The sequence below is a fragment of the Tenacibaculum sp. E3R01 genome (genome assembly GCF_003318185.1).
Classification (GTDB): domain Bacteria; phylum Bacteroidota; class Bacteroidia; order Flavobacteriales; family Flavobacteriaceae; genus Polaribacter; species Polaribacter halocynthiae.
Window position 1 is genome coordinate 115,783 of the sequence record NZ_QOCC01000014.1, and the last position, 19,209, is coordinate 134,991.

Annotated in this window: 13 protein-coding genes; 7 read left to right on the forward strand and 6 right to left on the reverse strand. The window is 29.9% G+C overall.

Annotated elements, in window-relative coordinates; all coding sequences use genetic code 11:
• Positions 1–26: 26 nt before the first annotated feature.
• Both serA and DS884_RS03395 read right to left on the reverse strand, forming a co-directional pair.
• Entirely contained in the window at positions 27–1,928 is a 1,902-nt protein-coding gene (serA, locus tag DS884_RS03390; protein WP_093870630.1) for a phosphoglycerate dehydrogenase, read from the reverse strand.
• A gap of 134 nt (positions 1,929–2,062) precedes the next feature.
• Positions 2,063–2,875, reverse strand: a complete 813-nt coding sequence (locus tag DS884_RS03395; protein WP_113785784.1) for a hypothetical protein — start codon at positions 2,873–2,875, stop codon at positions 2,063–2,065.
• Between the two features lie 127 nt (positions 2,876–3,002).
• Here DS884_RS03395 and gcvP point away from each other — a divergent pair, with 127 nt between their 5' ends.
• Entirely contained in the window at positions 3,003–5,858 is a 2,856-nt protein-coding gene (gcvP, locus tag DS884_RS03400) for an aminomethyl-transferring glycine dehydrogenase (RefSeq protein WP_113785785.1), read from the forward strand.
• Between the two features lie 314 nt (positions 5,859–6,172).
• The gene (locus tag DS884_RS03405) at positions 6,173–6,817 is read left to right on the forward strand and encodes an outer membrane beta-barrel protein (RefSeq protein WP_113785786.1); all 645 of its coding nucleotides are present in this window, start codon (positions 6,173–6,175) and stop codon (positions 6,815–6,817) included.
• Between the two features lie 90 nt (positions 6,818–6,907).
• Here the strand turns inward: DS884_RS03405 and DS884_RS03410 are convergent, their stop codons facing one another.
• From DS884_RS03410 to DS884_RS03420, 3 genes are all read right to left on the reverse strand, one after another.
• Positions 6,908–7,999, reverse strand: a complete 1,092-nt coding sequence (locus DS884_RS03410) for a class I SAM-dependent methyltransferase (protein ID WP_113785787.1) — start codon at positions 7,997–7,999, stop codon at positions 6,908–6,910.
• A gap of 40 nt (positions 8,000–8,039) precedes the next feature.
• A complete protein-coding gene (locus DS884_RS03415) occupies positions 8,040–9,551 on the reverse strand; it encodes an FMN-binding glutamate synthase family protein (RefSeq protein ID WP_113785788.1) in 1,512 nt (503 codons plus the stop codon).
• 94 nt (positions 9,552–9,645) lie between these two features.
• A complete protein-coding gene (locus DS884_RS03420) occupies positions 9,646–9,897 on the reverse strand; it encodes a type B 50S ribosomal protein L31 (protein ID WP_093870624.1) in 252 nt (83 codons plus the stop codon).
• Positions 9,898–10,086: 189 nt separating this feature from the next.
• Here DS884_RS03420 and DS884_RS03425 point away from each other — a divergent pair, with 189 nt between their 5' ends.
• From DS884_RS03425 to rlmB, 5 genes are all read left to right on the forward strand, one after another.
• Complete coding sequence (locus DS884_RS03425) at positions 10,087–11,130, forward strand: glutaminyl-peptide cyclotransferase (protein ID WP_113785843.1); 1,044 nt, start codon at positions 10,087–10,089, stop codon at positions 11,128–11,130.
• 63 nt (positions 11,131–11,193) lie between these two features.
• Entirely contained in the window at positions 11,194–12,693 is a 1,500-nt protein-coding gene (locus tag DS884_RS03430; protein ID WP_113785789.1) for a hypothetical protein, read from the forward strand.
• Positions 12,694–12,923: 230 nt separating this feature from the next.
• A complete protein-coding gene (locus DS884_RS03435; protein WP_113785790.1) occupies positions 12,924–16,028 on the forward strand; it encodes a SusC/RagA family TonB-linked outer membrane protein in 3,105 nt (1,034 codons plus the stop codon).
• A gap of 13 nt (positions 16,029–16,041) precedes the next feature.
• A complete protein-coding gene (locus tag DS884_RS03440; RefSeq protein ID WP_113785791.1) occupies positions 16,042–17,466 on the forward strand; it encodes a RagB/SusD family nutrient uptake outer membrane protein in 1,425 nt (474 codons plus the stop codon).
• Between the two features lie 82 nt (positions 17,467–17,548).
• Entirely contained in the window at positions 17,549–18,286 is a 738-nt protein-coding gene (rlmB, locus tag DS884_RS03445; RefSeq protein ID WP_113785792.1) for a 23S rRNA (guanosine(2251)-2'-O)-methyltransferase RlmB, read from the forward strand.
• Between the two features lie 85 nt (positions 18,287–18,371).
• Here the strand turns inward: rlmB and DS884_RS03450 are convergent, their stop codons facing one another.
• Positions 18,372–19,085, reverse strand: a complete 714-nt coding sequence (locus DS884_RS03450) for a rhomboid family intramembrane serine protease (protein WP_113785793.1) — start codon at positions 19,083–19,085, stop codon at positions 18,372–18,374.
• Between the last annotated feature and the right edge of the window lie 124 nt (positions 19,086–19,209).

The following is a 19,209-nucleotide window of genomic DNA, read 5'->3' on the forward strand; positions in this document are numbered from 1 at the left end:
ATTTTAATAAATTTTAAACTTAATTACTAGTACAATACTCTAAATTTAATTGTACCATTTACTTTTTTAAGCTTACCTATCACTTCTTGGTTATACTCTTTATCAACATCAGTAATAACGTATCCAACTTTCTCATCAGTAGAAAGGTATTGACCTGTAATATTCAATTCATATTTTGCAAGCACCTTATTAACTTCTGCCATAACACCAGGTACATTTTTATGAATATGCAAAAAACGATGTGCGTTTTTATGCTTTGGCAATCTAATATTAGGGAAGTTTACAGCATCTACCGTATTTCCAGAATTAATATAACTCATGATTTTATTTGGTACAAAATCCGCTATATCTTTTTGAGCTTCTTCAGTACTTCCTCCTACATGTGGTGTTAATATAACATTATTCAACCCTTTCAATTCAGTATAAAAATCACCATTTTTCCTTGGCTCCTCAGGATACACATCTACAGCTGCGCCAGATAATTTCCCTGACTTTAACCCTTCAACTAAAGCTTCAATATCCACTACAAAACCTCTTGACAAGTTAACTAAGTGTGCACCATCTTTCATTTCAGCTATCTCTTTTGCTCCAATAAAATTTTTATTTGCAGCGTTATCATCAATATGCAACGTAATTACATCTGAGATATTTAACAACTCTTTTAAAGTGTTAATTTTCGTTGCATTACCCAATGCTAATTTATCTTCAACATCATAATAATACACATCCATACCTAAAGCCTCTGCCAATATAGAAAGCTGTTTACCAATATTACCATAACCAACAATCCCTAACTTTTTACCTCTAACCTCTCTAGAGCCCTGTGCTGTTTTATTCCATTCTCCGTTATGTAATTCTGTACTTCGTTGAAAAACACTACGCATTAACATGATAATTTCTCCAATAGCCAACTCAACTACCGAACGTGTATTACTATATGGCGCATTAAAAACTACAATTCCATTTTCTTTACAAGCTTCTAAATTTATTTGTTTAGTACCAATACAAAAAGCTGATACGACCATTAATTTTTCAGCAGCCTTAATCACTTTTTCAGTAACTTGAGTTTTAGAACGAATACCTAATACATGTACATCTTTTATTTTCTCTATCAACTCTTCTTCTGATAAACTTCTTGACACAGTTTCTACAGAAAAACCATCAGCAGAAAGTTTTGTAAAAGCATCAGCATGTACATTTTCTAATAATAAAATTTTAATTCTATTCTTTGGGTATGAAATATTTCTTGGCAAATCGTTTACGTATAAAAATTCATCTAAATTTGGAGTAATATAATCAGCATTAGCAACTGTCTTATCTCTTGATACATTTTCAGTATAAGCAAAAAATTTATCTGCTACTCCTGCTTCTCTAGTTACATAATCACTATAGCCATCACCTATCACTTGAATTTCTCCTTCAAGCTCTAAATTTTTCAAGCATTGGATCTTCCCATTATGGGTTGATAACACATTATCCTTATCAAAACCAACTATAACATCATTTTCATCAAACTCAAAAGTATTTGCATACACTCTTTCAGATGGAATATTATATGCGGCAACTATAGGATCAATAAACTCTTTAAAACCAGCGGAAATAACATAAATATCATCAGAAAAATTTTCAAAAAACTCTTTATTCCTTTCAATTGACAAAGATACTTTTTGTTTTAACTCCTCTATTAAAACTGTCAAATCTGATTTTTTAGCATCCAATAACTGAATTCGTCTTTCCAAAGATTCAGGAAAAGAAATTTCGCCATCAATCCCTAAGTTTGTTATATTAACTATACCATTAATAATCTCTTCTTTTTTAGGATTATTAACTAGAGTAATTTCAGCTAAAACATCTAGTGCTTCTACTTTAGTTAACGTACTATCAAAATCAAAAATATAATTTCTTTTTAAAGTACTTACTGTGTTCATTTTTTAAATATTTTAGTATGTTGTGTTGTGTCAGCGCAAATTACAAAGGATGTGTTAAAAAAGTATCACAAAATGATAACATTTTCATTTTTAAGTTAATTTGCTTAAAAAAAGAAACTTTTACCCCTTATTTTTTAAAAAATCAAAAGCATTCCCCACCACAACAAAGGAATAGCTTCTACCCAAAAAGAACTATAATACTTTGACTGTTCTTCTTTCGCTCTCATTAACATTGTAGAAAAAAGTAGAAAAACAATAAAAAACACCTTTCTAAAAACATTCTCCTCTGCTATTAAAAACTCTAGAAACAAACATATCATTAAAATAAAAAAGCCAGCTTTTTTAGTATTTTCAATTCCTATTTTTCTTGGTATCGTTTGAAGAGAAATAGCATCAAATTTTATATCTCTTATATCAAAAGGCAGAATTAATACTATTACAAATAAAAAACGTTGAAATAACATATAAAAAGTTTTAACATCTAACTGATTGCCCGCATCATATATTGGCAACAACACAGTTACTCCAGCCCAAACTAATGCAACTACTATAATTTTCAAATAACTAATATTTCGTAAATTTTTTTGAAGCTTCCCTATAAAAGGCACAGCATAAAATAAAGTCAATAAACCAAATGGTAGAGTTAGTATTAGTGTTTTTACTTTTAAATGAACTAAATAATAACACGCTAAGAGAAAACACACTAAAGAAAAAACTTGAATATATTTCAGATTATTAGTCAAGCTTTTATGATGTAATTTTGCTACACCTGCATATTTTACAAAGTTATAACCTGTTATTGTTCCATAAAATACAAAAAAATCTAACGGTTCATTATAAGGTAATCCAAAATACAATTCTGTTAACCTCATAAAAGCATACACAGAAAACCCTACATGAATACTTGAATTTATATAAAAATTTACAACTTTTTTTAAGTAATCCATTAAACAAAAATAACACATATGTTTATTATTATATATATAGGTAATAAATTAATAGTTTACGATAAAAACATGCTTATTAAATCATCTATTTTAATTATTTTTGAGGCACTTAAAACAAACAGCACAAATGAACACGAATTCATTTCAATTAAGACACATTGGTCCTCGTGTTAAGGATCAAGAAAACATGCTAAAGACCATCGGTGTAGATTCTTTAGATCAAATTATTAATGAAACTATCCCTGACGATATTCGATTACAAGAAGAGTTAAATTTAGCTCCCGCAATGAGTGAATATGAATATTTAGGGCATATAAATGAACTAGCTGCCAAAAATAAAGTTTTTAAAAGTTATATAGGTTTAGGTTACCACGAAGGTATTGTACCTAGTGTTATTCAACGTAACATTTTAGAAAACCCAGGATGGTATACTGCTTATACTCCTTACCAGGCTGAAATAGCTCAAGGACGTTTAGAAGCTTTATTAAATTATCAAACAATGGTTTGTGATTTAACTGGAATGGAATTAGCTAATGCTTCTTTATTAGATGAAGGTACTGCCGCTGCTGAAGCAATGGCTTTATTATTTGATGTTCGTGAAAGAGCTAAGAAAAAAGCTGGTGCTAACAAATTTTTCGTTTCTGAAGATATTTTACCGCAAACGTTATCGGTATTACAAACTCGAGCTATTCCTATTGGAATTGAACTAGTTATTGACAACCATGAAAACTTTGATTTTTCAGATGAGTTTTTTGGGGCCATTGTTCAATACCCTGGAAAACATGGACAAGTATATGACTATACTGATTTCGTTGCTAAAGCAAATGAAAACAACATAAAAGTAGCTGTAGCTGCTGATATTTTATCTTTAGTTTTATTAAAAGCACCTGCTGAATTTGGAGCTGACGTAGTTGTTGGTACTACACAAAGATTTGGTATTCCATTAGGATATGGAGGGCCTCATGCTGGTTATTTTGCTACTAAAGAAGCTTACAAACGTAGTATACCTGGTCGTATTATAGGTGTTACTAAAGATAGAAATGAAGACCGTGCTTTACGTATGGCTTTACAAACTCGTGAACAACATATCAAACGAGAAAAAGCTACTTCAAATATTTGTACTGCTCAGGTATTATTAGCTGTTATGGCTGGTATGTATGCCGTATACCACGGTAAAGACGGCTTAAATTTCATTGCTAATCAAGTTCACACTGCTGCTACAACATTAGCTAGCGGGTTAGAAAGATTAGGTTTCAAACAAAAAAATAGTTCTTATTTTGATACTATTTTAGTTGAAGTAGAAACTAGTAAGTTACGTTCTGTAGCTGAATCAAATGGAATAAACTTTAACTACATTGATGAAAATCATGTTTCAATTTCTGTAAACGAAACTGTTAGTTTAAAAGAAATAAACACAATTATTGATTGTTTCGAACAAACTTTCAATATACAAGATATTACTATAACTGAATTTACTTCTGTTGATGTAATACCAACAAACATTCAAAGAAATACTACTTTCCTAGAAAACGAAGTATTTAATACGTATCAATCTGAAACAGATATGATGCGTTATATTAAAAAATTAGAACGTAAAGATTTAGCTTTAAATCACTCTATGATTTCTTTGGGTTCTTGTACTATGAAGTTAAATGCAGCTTCTGAAATGTTACCTTTAAGCAACCCTCAATGGGGTAATATTCACCCTTTTGCTCCTTTAAATCAAGCTCAAGGGTATCAAGAAATGCTTATCAATTTAGAGCAACAATTAAATGTTATTACTGGTTTTGCAGGTACTTCTTTACAACCTAACTCAGGCGCACAAGGAGAGTTTGCTGGATTAATGGTTATTAGAGCATACCATAAATCAAACGGTGATGATCACAGAAACATCTGTTTAATACCTGCTTCTGCACACGGTACCAATCCTGCTTCTGCTATCATGGCCGGTATGAAGGTAGTTGTTACTAAAACTGATGAGAGAGGAAACATTGATGTTGAAGATTTACGTGCAAAAGCTGAATTACACAAAGATAATTTAGCTGCATTAATGGTTACCTATCCTTCTACCCATGGAGTTTATGAAAAAGCCATTAAAGAGGTTACACAAATTATCCATGATAACGGAGGGCAAGTTTACATGGACGGTGCTAACATGAATGCTCAAGTAGGTTTAACGAACCCTGCTACAATTGGAGCTGATGTTTGTCATTTAAATTTACATAAAACTTTTGCTATACCTCATGGTGGTGGTGGACCTGGAGTTGGCCCAATTTGCGTTGCTCCTCAATTAGTTCCTTTTTTACCAACAAATCCAATTATAAGTACGGGTGGAGATAATGCTATCACAGCAATTTCTGCAGCTCCTTGGGGTTCTGCTTTAGCTTGTTTAATCTCTTACGGATATATTACAATGTTAGGTGCAGATGGATTAACAAACTCTACTAAAAATGCAATATTAAACGCAAACTACATAAAGGAAAGATTGCAAGGTCATTTTGACACCTTATATACAGGTGAAATGGGACGTGCGGCTCATGAAATGATCTTAGACTGTAGAGCTTTTAAACAAAACGGTATTGAAGTAGTAGATATAGCTAAGCGATTAATGGATTATGGTTTCCATGCACCAACTGTATCCTTTCCTGTTGCTGGAACTATAATGGTAGAACCTACAGAAAGTGAAAGCATAACTGAACTAGATCGTTTTTGTGATGCATTAATATCCATCAGAAAAGAAATTAATGAAGCTGTAAAAGATAACAACAACAATGTTTTAAAGAATGCTCCTCATACTCAAGAGATGTTAACTGCTGATGAATGGGACTTACCTTATTCTCGAAAAGAAGCAGCCTTTCCTCTAGAATATATAGCTGAAAATAAATTTTGGCCGTCTGTTAGAAGAGTTGATGATGCTTATGGAGATAGGAATTTAATTTGTTCATGTAACCCTATTGAAGACTACATGGAAGCTGAAGCTTAAAAGCAAATACTTTATATTCACAAAACCACCTAAAAGAAACTTTAGGTGGTTTTTTATTTATTTAACTCTCTAACCCCTTTCTACGCTTTCTAATTAACTCAATGTTATTTTCCTTATTAATTTCACAAAACACTACCTACTTACACTTACCATTATTAATTACCTCTAATTACCCTTAATAAAAAAATACCCACAAATACAATAATTATTAACATATCTTTTATCTGGAAATTAAATTAGTCCATTCGGAAATTAATCAACTCACCTATAATAGAAATAGTGTTTTTTTACATTAGATTTAAATAAATAACTTTATGAAAAAAATAATAATTGCTGCAATTTTTATCGCAAGCGGAATTTTAAATGCTCAAGAAAATAAGGGAGTCACTAAAATCGAAAAAGGAACATGGAATTTCACAACAGATCTTTCTGTTTACAGCTTTAATCGAAGCTATGACCAAATTAAAAATGAAAACTCAACTTTTTCATTTAATATCACACCAAAACTAAATTATTTTATTGGTGATAACCTTAGTCTTGGCTTTGGAATAGGGTATAATTATAGAAAAAATGATAATACAGACAATAATCAAAATCTAACTACACAAAACACAAATACTTTTAGTTTCAACTCTTACATCAAAAAACATTATTTTATTGTTTCAAATTTATCTTTTTTCTTACAGGGTGAAGTGAATTATCAAACTGGAAAAACAAAAACTATTTTTCAAAACTCAAGTAATATACCAACCAGTGATATTAATACATTTTTCATAGGAATTAGACCAGGAGTAAGCTATTTTTTAACAAATAGAATAGCTATTCAAGCCTACTTTGGATCTTTAGGATACACAAATACTACTATTAAAAATGGTACTTCATTTAAAGAAAATCAAAATAGATTTGATCTTAACTTAAACCCTTCTCAATTAATTTTTGGAATGTCATATTATTGGTAATTAACTTTTAAAATCAACAAAAAAGCCACATTAAACATGTGGCTTTTTTATATTTTAATAAATTCTAACTACTCTTTATCATATTTACCTCTAATTAACACATTCATAAATTATAAATTTTGCATTTTCAGCCATTACAGTAACGTTATTAAATAGAATAGTTAAATGAGTTTTATAATTCAAATGTTTGTTCGCAACCAAAAGAAAACGACCGTCTCCATTTAAAACCCTCTTTACTCCCTTAAATAACTCTAAAGCTACTTCTATATTATTTTCATGTTCAAAATGAAAAGGTGGATTAGAAACCACCAAATCAAAATACCCTTCTTCTAAATTATTTAAATTATTATCACAAATAAAAGTAGCTTTTTTATTTTTTAAATTAAGTTTAGACGAAGCTATTGCCAAATTAAAATCATCAATTAAAGTAGCTTCTATATTTGGATATTTACCTATTAACTCATGAGCAATTACACCATTACCACTAGCTAAATCTAAAACTTTCAATTCACTTGGTAACACTTTTATATGTTTCAAAAAAAACTGTGTCCCAATATCAATTTGCCCAGATGAAAACACTCCGTAATATTGATTAAATTCTTTTCCTTTGTAACCTATTTTATTACTACATTCTTTATATTCAATATCCTCTTTTGGTTGTTTTAACACTAACAATCTAGCTTTTTTCCATGCTTTTGATTGTTCCGAAATTTCGAAATAATTTGAAGCTATTTTTAAAAAAGAAGGTGAAAAATACTTAGTCATAAATCCACATACAACTTCCGTAGAAGAAATTGAAGCTTTATGGACTTGTTGTAAAAACAATTCAAATAACTCTAATGATTTAGGTATCTTAATCAATGCCAACTCTACTTTTTCTAAATTATCTAAAGAAGTTTTATAAATAATATTCGAATTTAATTCATTAAGGTTTTTATTATGATTAATTGCCTTTTGCTGACTTGCGTAATTCCAAATAGTAGTTACTTTTTTATCATTTAATGTACAATTCCAAAAACCAAAACGATCATTAAATAAATGAATATTTTTTACGTCTTTACTTATAACATTATTCAACACCAACAACTCAGCATTACTCCATGCCTTTAAAGTATTATCTTTTGTTTTTGGATAACGTTCTAATTGATATTTCTGATTATTTATAGTAAGAGTTGATTCCAAAAAATCTTGTTTGTTTTGATTTATAAATTTTTATGAAAATTTAATTTTCATAAATTTCATTTAAAGAAATAATAGCTCCAGCTTTATCTCTTCTAAATACATGTTTTGAAGTAACATCGCTAATTTTATCTTTACCCATGGCTGCAACTACCTCCTTAACTGCATCAATTGTTTTACTATGATAATTTTTAACCCTAACGTTTTTGTACTTAACAACCAGGGCTTCTACTAAATCTTCATCTTGTGTTGCCACTCCAACAGGACAAGTATCTAAATTACATTCACGCGCCTGAATACACCCTAAACTTAACATAAAACTTCTAGCCATACCTATTACATCTGCTCCCAATGCTAAATATTTAACCACATCAAAAGCATCAATTGCCTTACCACTTGCTATAATTTTAATTTGTTCTTTTAATTTATACTTTTTTAATGTTTTATTCACAAAAACCAATCCATCTAGCAAAGGAGTACCAACATAGTTAGAAAACTCAAGAGGTGCTGAACCTGTTCCTCCTTCTCCTCCATCAACTGAAATAAAATCTGGATAGTTCTTAACCTCTGCAAAAGTTTTAATCATTTCTTCAATCTCATCATTATCACCTACACAAAACTTAACTCCAACAGGTTTTCCATCACTTAAACCTCTAACCTTTTGAATAAAAGCTATCATTTCTTCAAAATTAGAAAAGGCATCATGATTGGGTGGAGAGTCAACCCTAGTATATGGCTCAACAGAACGAATTTTAGAAATTTCTTCTGTATTTTTCTTAGCTGGTAAAATACCTCCATGTCCTGGTTTTGCTCCTTGTGAAAATTTAATTTCAATCATCTTAACTTCCGGTTTTACAGCATTTTCTCTGAAAATTTCCTCATCAAAAACACGCTTACCTTTAACTGTTTTTCCAGCACCAAAATAACCAGTTCCAACTTGAAAAATTAAATCACCACCTTCTAAATGATAGGGTGAAATACCACCTTCACCTGTATTATGTGCAAAATTCCCCATTTTTGCTCCTTGGTTTAGCGCCATAATAGCGTTTTTACTCAAAGACCCAAAAGACATTGCTGAAATATTTATAATAGAAGTATCATACTTTTGAATACACTTATCTGAACCTATTAGCACTCTGTCCCCTTTTACTATATGATGATCTTTTGGAAATAGAGAATGTTTTACAAACTCGTATCCCTTTTCATATACATTATGCTGTGTACCAAAAGGAACAGTTTCAATTTCTTTTTTTGATCGTTGATACACAATACTCCTTTTTTCTCTATTAAATGGAGTACCGTTTAAATCATCTTCAATGAAATATTGCTGAATTTTTTCTCGCTCTTCTTCAAAAACCCAACGCAACCTAGCTACTATTGGAAACGCCCTCATCAATGAATGCTTTTTTTGTAAAAAAGCATCATATATCGCTAACAAGGTGAATGCCGATGCAATGGTTAGCAAAATGTAATTCCCCATATCAGGTATAAAATAAACCAATACGCCACATAAAACATTTGCAATAATAACAACTGCCAAAATAGTGTCTCTCATTTTTTTTGAATTTTACTCGCTAAAATACAAGATTTTCATCATAAAAAAAGCTCTGATAAATATCAGAGCTTTTTTTATATATGAATAAACAAAATTACTTTTTGAATTTTGAATATTTATTTTTGAATTTATCAATACGTCCTGCAGTATCTACTAATTTAGATTTACCTGTATAGAACGGATGAGAAGTTCTAGAAATTTCTAATTTTAATAATGGATATTCTTTCCCTTCAACTTCTAATGTTTCTTTAGTATTAGCTGTTGAACGAGTTAAAAACACATCTCCGTTAGACATATCTTTAAATGCTACCATTCTATAATTTTCTGGGTGTATACCTTTTTTCATCTTTTAAAAAACTTTAAACTTTATAGTGAAATTATTTATAATTGGTAAGATTATAAACGCTTTCAGTAAAATCAAAAACCTGCAATGGCTATTTGAAGTTGCAAATTTAATTCTTTTTTTTAATTTCCAAACAAAAAAATGTTTTAATTTGTAGTATTAATACATAAATTGAAAATCAAACAAAAAAATATGCGCATCTATAAATACTTAACAATACTAGCACTACCTATCATCGCATTAACATCCTGTAGTGAAACTAGTTACAGATTCAAATTAAACACAAGTAAAAAAGTTAAATTAGGAGATAAAGCTGCTGTTAAACTTGAACAATTAAAAGGGGATGCTATTGATTCTGTCCATTTATATGTAAACAGTAAACGTATTAATAATAAAGAAACCAGTATTGCTATAAATACGAATGATTTTGGAGTCGGTAAGCATGCTGTAACCGCAGTTGTTTTTTATCCGAAAAAATCAAAAAAACTAAATAATTCTATTGAGGTTTTAGCTAACAAAAAACCTGACCTTTATAAATATAAAATTGTGAACACTTTTCCTCATGACAAAAATGCATATACGCAAGGGTTAGAGTTTCATGATGGTTTTTTATATGAAACAACTGGAAAAAGAGGGAAATCTTCTTTAAGAAAAGTAGAACTGGAAACAGGAAAAGTTATACAAAAAATTGACTTAGATAAAAAATACTTTGGAGAAGGAATGACCATCTTTAACAACAAAATTTACTGGCTAACTTGGCAAGCTCGTAAAGGTTTTATTTATGATTTAGAAAGTTTTAAGAAATTAGGAGAATTTAATTACAATAATAGTAATGAAGGATGGGGATTAACTCATAGTAAAGATGAACTAATAAAATCTGATGGTACAAATAAAATTTGGTTTTTAAACCCTAATAACCAACAAGAAAAAAGAAATATACAAGCCTATACCAATAAACTTTCTTTAGAAAAATTAAATGAACTTGAATTAATTAATGGTAAAATTTACGCTAATTATTGGCAAAAACCATTAATTGCTATTATCAATCCTAAAAATGGTGTAGTAGAAGGAATTATAAATCTAAAAGGCTTAGTAAAAGAAATGGAAAAGACACAAAAATTAGTAGATGAAGATGATGTTTTAAATGGAATAGCTTACAATTCAGAAAATAATCACTTATATGTTACAGGTAAGCATTGGGGTAAATTATTTGAAATTGAATTGGTAAAACAATAATTTCAATAATCTAAGGTTATATTGTTATTTTTATCACTTTGTTAAACTTATGATACTTTACTTATGAGGTATGTTTATTGCTTTTTATTAGTTTTTTTATTAATTATTAGTAGTTCTTGCAGAAAAGATTTTGAAACTATTCCAAGTTTTGGAAGCCTAGAATTCTCAAAAGACACAGTTTTTTTAGATACTATTTTTAGTAATATAGGTTCAGCTACCTATAATTTAAAAGTTTATAATAAAAGTAATAAAGCTATCACCATCCCTGAAATAAAGCTAGAGAACGGAACAACATCTAACTATCGTTTAAATGTAGATGGAACACCAGGAAAGGATTTTAAAAATGTTGAAATTTTAGCAAATGACAGTATGTATGTTTTCGTTGAAACTACTATTGATTTCAATACTGTAACAAACCCTCTTTACACTGATAAAATTTTATTTGATAATGGTAATAATCAACAAGATGTAGATTTAGTTACTTTGGTTCAAGATGCTCATTTTATTTTCCCTGCTAAAAACAATATGGGAATTGAAACACTTACTATAGATGGTAAAGATTCCAAAATACAAGGACGCTTTCTTAAAGACAATGAACTAATTTTTACCGATGATAAACCCTATGTAATTTATGGATATGCAGCTGTTCCTAATGATAAAACTTTAACTATAAATCCTGGTGCTAAACTTCACTTCCATAGAAATTCCGGATTAATTATAGACACGAAAGCAAGTTTAAAAGCTAACGGAACTTTAAACAAAAAAATAGTTTTTCAAGGAGATAGATTAGAACATAGTTTTAAAGATATCCCAGGACAATGGGGTACAATATGGATGCGAGCTGGAAGTAAGGAAAATGTATTAAACAATACTTTAATAAAAAACGGAATTGTTGGTGTTTTAGTAGACAGTATAGGGCATAATAGCTCTCCTACTTTAACAATTAAAAACACAGAGATTTACAACAATTCTAGTTATGGGATTTTAGGTAGAAACACCAATATATTAGGTAAAAATTTAGTTATTGGAAATACAGGACAATCCTCTTTGGCTTGCACATTTGGTGGCACTTATAATTTTACTCATGCTACCTTCTCTAATTTTTGGAACAACAGTTTACGACAGTTACCTGCTGTTTTAGTTAATAATTTTATAATTTTCACAAATAATAATGGTCAAGAAAACACTTTAACAAGAGATTTATTTGCAGCTAATTTCACTAACTGTATTATTGATGGCAATAACAATATTGAATTTATTTTAGATAAAAGCGATAAAAGTTTATTTAATTATAACATAAAAAACAGTATGATTAAATTTAATGACATTAATAATAGCTTTACAAATAATCTAGAGCTAAAATTTGACAACACTATACATTATCAAAATATTTATTTAAATAAACCTTCAAATTTTAAAGATGTTTTCTCTAATAGTTTTATTATTGGAGATAAAAGTGAAGCTATTAACAAAGGAATCCTCACTACAGTTACTTCTGATATTCTTGGGGTTAACAGAGCTACAAATATAGATTTAGGTGCATATCAACACATTACTTTTTAAACTTAACCACAAATATGCTCCACTTAACTAACTACTAATTAACATCATAAGAAACACACATCTTCCTTTTCACTAATTAATAATTATTAAAAAAATTAGTTTAAATCTTTAAATATTTTATAAAATCTTCAATAAAATAAAGGCTTCTGCTAGATAGTTTTTGTTAAAAAAGTTGTTTTTTTAAGAATAAATTAAGATTTTAGCGACTAATTAATTCAAATAATTATATAATGAGAACAAAGTTTAATGGAATTTTAACGCTCTTGTTAGCGTTTCTTGTTCATGTTACCTATGCGCAAGATAAAGTCATTTCAGGTACTGTTTCAGATGAATCTGGTCCTTTACCTGGGGTTACTATTTTAAAGAAAGGTACCACAAATGGTACTGAGACAGATTTTGATGGTAATTATTCTTTAAAAGTTAAAACAGGTGATATTCTTGTTTTTAGCTTTGTAGGAATGAAAACTGCTCAAAAGGTTGTTGGATCTTCAAATAGAATTGATATCACGTTACAAAATGACAATCTTCTTGATGAAGTTGTAGTTGTAGCATATGGTACTCAAAGTAAAAAAGCTATTGTAGGTTCGGTTTCTATTTTAAATAATGAGATTATAGAAAAGCAACAAGTAGTATCTGTTACCAATGCACTTCAAGGTAGTGTTCCTGGGGTAAATATTATTTCTGCTGGGGGTCAACCTGGTGATAACCCAACGATTCGTGTTCGTGGTGTAGCTTCGATTAATGCAGATGCTTCTCCACTTATCGTTTTAGATGGTACTCCTTATAATGGTAACATTAACTCTATTAGTTCTGATCAAATTGAGTCTATGACAGTATTGAAAGATGCTGCTTCTACCGCTCTTTATGGATCTAGAGGTTCAAATGGGGTAATATTAATTACTACCAAGAAAGGTAAATTTAATGCACCTACAAGAATTACTGTTAGATCTTCTGTTGGTTTCGCAAATCAGGCTGTTAAGGCTCATGATTTAATGAGTACTGATGATCAGTTTAGATATACTTGGGAAGCACTTAGAAATACTAATCAGTATGTAAATGGTCAATCTGCAGCTTTAGCTGGAACTAACGCATCTAATTCTTTGGTATCTGGTCTTGGTTACAACCCTTACGGACCAAGTGTTCCAAATCCAGTAGATGCTAATGGTAACCTTGTTACATCTAACAAATTATGGGATACTGATTGGAGAGCTTTATTATTTAATGATTCAGCTATTAGAACTGAGCATGGTTTAACAGCTTCAGGAGGTAGTGAAACTTCTAGTTTCTTTTTCTCAGTTAATTACTTAGATCAAGAAGGTACAATTTCAAAATCTGATTTTGAACGTGTTACTACAAGATTAAATTACTCTGGTAAATTAAAAGATTGGTTAGAATTAGGTTTCAATACTTCTTATTCAACATCAAGTCAAAATAATCCTACACAATCAGGAAATGCTTTCCAAGCAGCTACACAATGGACTACAAGTGTTTCTTCAATTTACCCTGTATACAGGAGAGATGAAAACGGTCAATTAGTATTTGATAATAAAGGAAATAAAATTTTCGATTATGGAAACACTGCAGGTCAAGTAACAAATGGAACCAGAGCTGTTTTTGAAGGTGAAAATGGATACGGTGCTCTTTTTAATTATATCAATGTTAATAAACGTGATAACTTACAAGCTAATGGACATATTCAATTTAACTTAACTGAAGATTTAAACTTTAGATCTACTTTAGGTTTTGAAAAAGTAATTTTTGATTCTTACGCTTATGTTCATAATGAGTTTGGATTTGCTGCTAATGTTGGAGGTAGAGTTACTCAAAATAGAAATATTACTTCTACCCTTAACTTTATCAATGCTTTAAATTACTCTAAAACATTTGGAAGTCACAGTATTTCTGCTAGTTTTATTCAAGAGGCATACAAACTAAAAACTGAGGGTTTAAGTGCTCAAGGTGTTGGTTTTTTACCAAATGTGCAAGTATTAGATGGTAGTACAACTCCTGAGAGTGTTGGTGGTTTTGTTAATGAAGAAAGATTAGAATCTTATTTAGGTAGACTTTCTTATAACTATAATGAAAAGTATTACCTTGAAGGGTCATACAGACGTGATGGTTCAACAAAATTTGCTGAATCTGTTAGATGGGGTGATTTCTTCTCTATTGGTGGTTCATGGATACTATCTAACGAATCTTTCTTAGAAGGAAATGATATTATAAATTACTTAAAATTAAAAGGTTCTTATGGTGAACTAGGTAACAATAGAGGTATTGGAAACTTCCCATATTTATCATTATTTAATACTGGATGGAATGAATTAGCTAATACAGGAGTTGTATTAGGCAGCGTAACTGACCCTTTATTAACTTGGGAGAAAACTTCTTTATCAAATATTGGTTTAGATTTCGGTATACTTAATAACAGAATTAGTGGTAGTGTAGAATATTATAATAAAAAATCTATTGATTTAATTTATGACAAGCCATTACCTATTTCTACTGGTAACTCTAGTATTAGAACAAATGTTGGTTCTATTGGTAATTCAGGTGTAGAAGTAAATTTAAATTCTCAAAATATTGTTAATGATAACTTTGAGTGGAACACTAACTTAAACTTAACATTCCAGAAAAATGAAATCCTTGAGCTAACTCAAGAGCAATTCATTAACGGAACAAAAAGATGGGAAGTAGGAACTTCTTTATACGAATTCTTTATTCGTGAATATGCTGGTGTTGATCCTGCAACTGGAGAAGCTTTATGGTATAGAGACGATGCAACTACTGGTAATAAAGTTACAACTAATGATTATGCTGCCGCTACAAGATATAGAACGGGTAAAGAATCTTTACCAGATGTAGTAGGTGGTTTAACAAACTCATTTAAATATAAAAATTGGGATTTAAACATCTTAATGAACTTTAGTTTAGGTAGCTATGTATATGATTCTACTTATGCTGGTTTAATGGGCGGTTTTGAAAACTTAGGTAGAGCTGCGTCACCTGACTTAGTAAATCGTTGGCAAAAACCTAACGACATTACTGATATCCCTCGTTTACAAGCTAGTAATAATGATTTTAGTTCTCAATCTGATAGGTTTTTATTTAAAAACGACTACTTAAGAGTTAAAGCATTAACACTTGGATACTCTTTGCCAACAGATGTTGTAGAAAGAGCTGGATTAAGCAGATTCAGAATTTATTTCCAAGGGGACAATTTACTAACATTCCAGAGTCATAAAGGTATTGACCCTGAGCAAAGTTTAGCGGGTACAACAAATAGTAGATCTTTTAATCAAAGAATTTATTCTTTTGGAATTAATTTAGAATTATAAAAACATTAAAAAGATGAAAAATAATTTAACACGTTTTGTCACATTACTGGTAGTAGCGATTGCTATGGTTAGCTGTAATGATGATTTTTTAAATGACCCAAAACCAACTGCTTCTGTAACAAATGAAGTAGTGTTTGGATCAAGAGCTGGAGCCGATGCCTATGTTTCTGGTATCATGAGAAGATTTAGAGGACAATTTACTTCAACTGATGCTGCTGGGGTAAACTCTATTTATTATGCAAGAACTGTAAAAGGAAATGATTTAATCCAACGTAGTACTTGGTTTAGATTTGATTATGAAAATGATAACAGAGAGCCTACATATAGAAGGACTGTTTTTTCTTGGCAATACCCATTTTACATGATTAACCAAGCTAATGCTTTAATTAATGGAGCTAATGCTTCAGACTTATCTACACAAGATAAAAAGCAAATCGTTGGTCAAGGTAGAGCAATTAGAGCTTTCTTTTACTTTCAATTAGCTATGGAATTTCAACATACATATACGTATGATAAAACATTACCTGCACCTCCTATTTACACAGATTTATCAACTGAAGGTAAAGGTATGAGTACTTTAGAAGACATGTATAAATTAATTGTTGATGATTTAGTGTATGCTACTCAAAATTTAGATGCGAGTAGATTAGCTAAGTCTTACATTAATCAAAATGTTGCATATGGTATTTTAGCAAGAGTATACCAAACTATGAATAACTGGACTGGTGCAGAAAATGCTGCTAGAATGGCTTATGGTGGTGGTTCTCCTACTAGTGTTTTAAATGGAAATTATGCTTCAGGTTTTAATGATATCTCAAACTCAGAATGGATATGGGGTAGTGCACAAAGTACTGATCAATCTAACTATTATTGGGGAGCACCTCATGCACATGCTGATCATTATGTTTTATCATATTCTGGTACTTATGTTAATACAGATTTCACTTCACTATTTAGTGCTTCAGATATAAGAAATCAATTTACAAGAAGATACAACGTACCTGTAACCGATTATAGGTATTATGTTACTAGAAAGTTTACATTCAAATTTGATTCTGATCATCCAATTATTAGAACTGCTGAAATGTTACTAGTTGAAGCTGAAGCTAAATACCATAATAGTGACCCTACTGGAGCTCACAATTTGTTATATGCCTTACAATCTCAAAGAGACCCTTTAGCTGTTAAGTCATCTAATACAGGACAAGCTTTACTTGATGAAATTCTTGTAGAGAGAAGAAAAGAATTATATGGTGAAATTGGTGTTGAGTGGTTTGATGCTAAGAGATATAGAAAAGGTATTACAAGAACTGGAAATCAAAGAATTAAAGCATCAGCTTCTTTAACTGCTGATGATAAAAGATTTTTCTTAAAAGTTCCTCAACGTGAAATCGATGCAAATGAAGCTATTGATGATAGTGTTAACACGAACAGATAATCCTTTTTATCTTTTAAAATAAATAAAACCACCTCTTTTAAGAGGTGGTTTTTTTATACTATAAATTAACTACATTTGCACTATGGAAGAAAACACAGTAATTTTTGGAATTAGAGCAATTATTGAAGCAATTGAAAGTGGTTCATCATTAAATAAAGTATACCTTCAAAAAGGATTAAGAGGTGATCTATTTTTTCAATTAGAAAAATTAGTTAAAAAGAATAAAATTTCAACTAGTGTTGTGCCTAATGAAAAGTTAGACCGACTTTCAAAACATAGTAATCATCAGGGTGCTGTTGCAAAAATTTCACCTGTAGAATTCCATGATCTAGAAAACTTAATAGAAACTACTCTTGAAAATACAGATAAACCTTTATTTCTATTGTTAGATCAAGTTTCAGATGTAAGAAATTTCGGAGCTATTATTAGAACTGCTGAATGTACAGGTGTTCATGGAATAATAATTCAAAAAGGAGGTAGTGCACCTGTAAATGCCGAAACAATAAAAACTTCAGCTGGAGCAGCATTTAAGATACCTATTTGTAAGGTTGATCATATTAAAGATGCTCTTTTTCAATTAAAAGCTGCAGATATTAAAATAGTTTCTGCTACTGAAAAAACAGAAGATTCTATTTATGACATCAATTTTAATCAACCATTAGCTATTATAATGGGGTCAGAACATAAAGGAGTTAGTAATTCTGTTCTAAAACTTTCAGATTATAAAGCGAAATTACCATTACTAGGTGAAATAGAATCACTGAATGTATCTGTTGCTTGTGGTGCGTTTTTATATGAAACTGTAAGACAACGTTTATAAAGTATATAACCTAATTATCAGAAATAAAAAACAACCTTAATTGAACGAATTAAGGTTGTTTTTTATTTCTGATAACGCTTTTATTTTATTCTTCTTCTATGTAAATATATTTATAGTTAATTTCTTTTAAGCTTTCTATTTCTTCTTCATCAATAATTTCAGGTGGTAAATAATTACCTTCATCGTCAAACATTTCATCAAATTCAGTTTTAGAAAACTGAAAATTTTCTTTAACAATACCTTCTTTCCTAAAAATAAATGAAAAAACACTTCCTATTAAAAAGCCTGATAAATGTCCTTCCCATGACATTCCTTCTTTAATTGGTAAAACATACCAAACCATACTACCATATAGAAAAATAATAACTAGGGATACTGCTATTAATCTAAAATGTTTTTTTATTATACCACTAAAAAAAGTAAAACTAAAAAGTAAATAAACAATACCACTAGCTCCTATATGATGTGCTTCTCTTGCTATTAACCATGTGAGAATACCTGTAAGTAAACCACCATAAATTAAAACTTTGTCAGCAACTTTATTATAAAAGAAAAAAAGTATTGATGATAATACAAATAAAGGTATTGAATTATTAAATAAATGACTTGTATCGCTATGTATAAATGGAGATAGTATTACCCCCCTAACACCTTTTAAGGTTCTTGGAAAAACACCATACTTATTAAAATTAAAACCAAATTTAATTTCAACCCAATAGACAAGCCATATTAAGATTACAAAACTTAATGGGATTAAAAATAAACTATTTGAGCCTTTTAATTCATCTTTATCATTCATATCATAAAAATAGCAAAAACACTTCCAAATAAATATACCTGAAATAATGACATATAATAGTAATTATTATAATTAAATCGAACCAATCAAATTATTACAAATATTGTTAACTTTGAAATTAAAT

Bases quoted from the DNA above. Each gene is read 5' to 3' on its own strand.
- DS884_RS03395 (WP_113785784.1), bottom strand. From the start codon at position 2,875: ATGGATTACTTAAAAAAAGTTGTAAATTTTTATATAAATTCAAGTATT.
- DS884_RS03415 (WP_113785788.1), bottom strand. From the start codon at position 9,551: ATGAGAGACACTATTTTGGCAGTTGTTATTATTGCAAATGTTTTATGT.
- DS884_RS03405 (WP_113785786.1), top strand. From the start codon at position 6,173: ATGAAAAAAATAATAATTGCTGCAATTTTTATCGCAAGCGGAATTTTA.
- DS884_RS03420 (WP_093870624.1), bottom strand. From the start codon at position 9,897: ATGAAAAAAGGTATACACCCAGAAAATTATAGAATGGTAGCATTTAAA.
- serA (WP_093870630.1), bottom strand. From the start codon at position 1,928: ATGAACACAGTAAGTACTTTAAAAAGAAATTATATTTTTGATTTTGAT.
- gcvP (WP_113785785.1), top strand. From the start codon at position 3,003: ATGAACACGAATTCATTTCAATTAAGACACATTGGTCCTCGTGTTAAG.
- DS884_RS03430 (WP_113785789.1), top strand. From the start codon at position 11,194: ATGAGGTATGTTTATTGCTTTTTATTAGTTTTTTTATTAATTATTAGT.
- DS884_RS03440 (WP_113785791.1), top strand. From the start codon at position 16,042: ATGAAAAATAATTTAACACGTTTTGTCACATTACTGGTAGTAGCGATT.
- DS884_RS03435 (WP_113785790.1), top strand. From the start codon at position 12,924: ATGAGAACAAAGTTTAATGGAATTTTAACGCTCTTGTTAGCGTTTCTT.
- DS884_RS03425 (WP_113785843.1), top strand. From the start codon at position 10,087: ATGCGCATCTATAAATACTTAACAATACTAGCACTACCTATCATCGCA.
- DS884_RS03450 (WP_113785793.1), bottom strand. From the start codon at position 19,085: ATGAATGATAAAGATGAATTAAAAGGCTCAAATAGTTTATTTTTAATC.
- rlmB (WP_113785792.1), top strand. From the start codon at position 17,549: ATGGAAGAAAACACAGTAATTTTTGGAATTAGAGCAATTATTGAAGCA.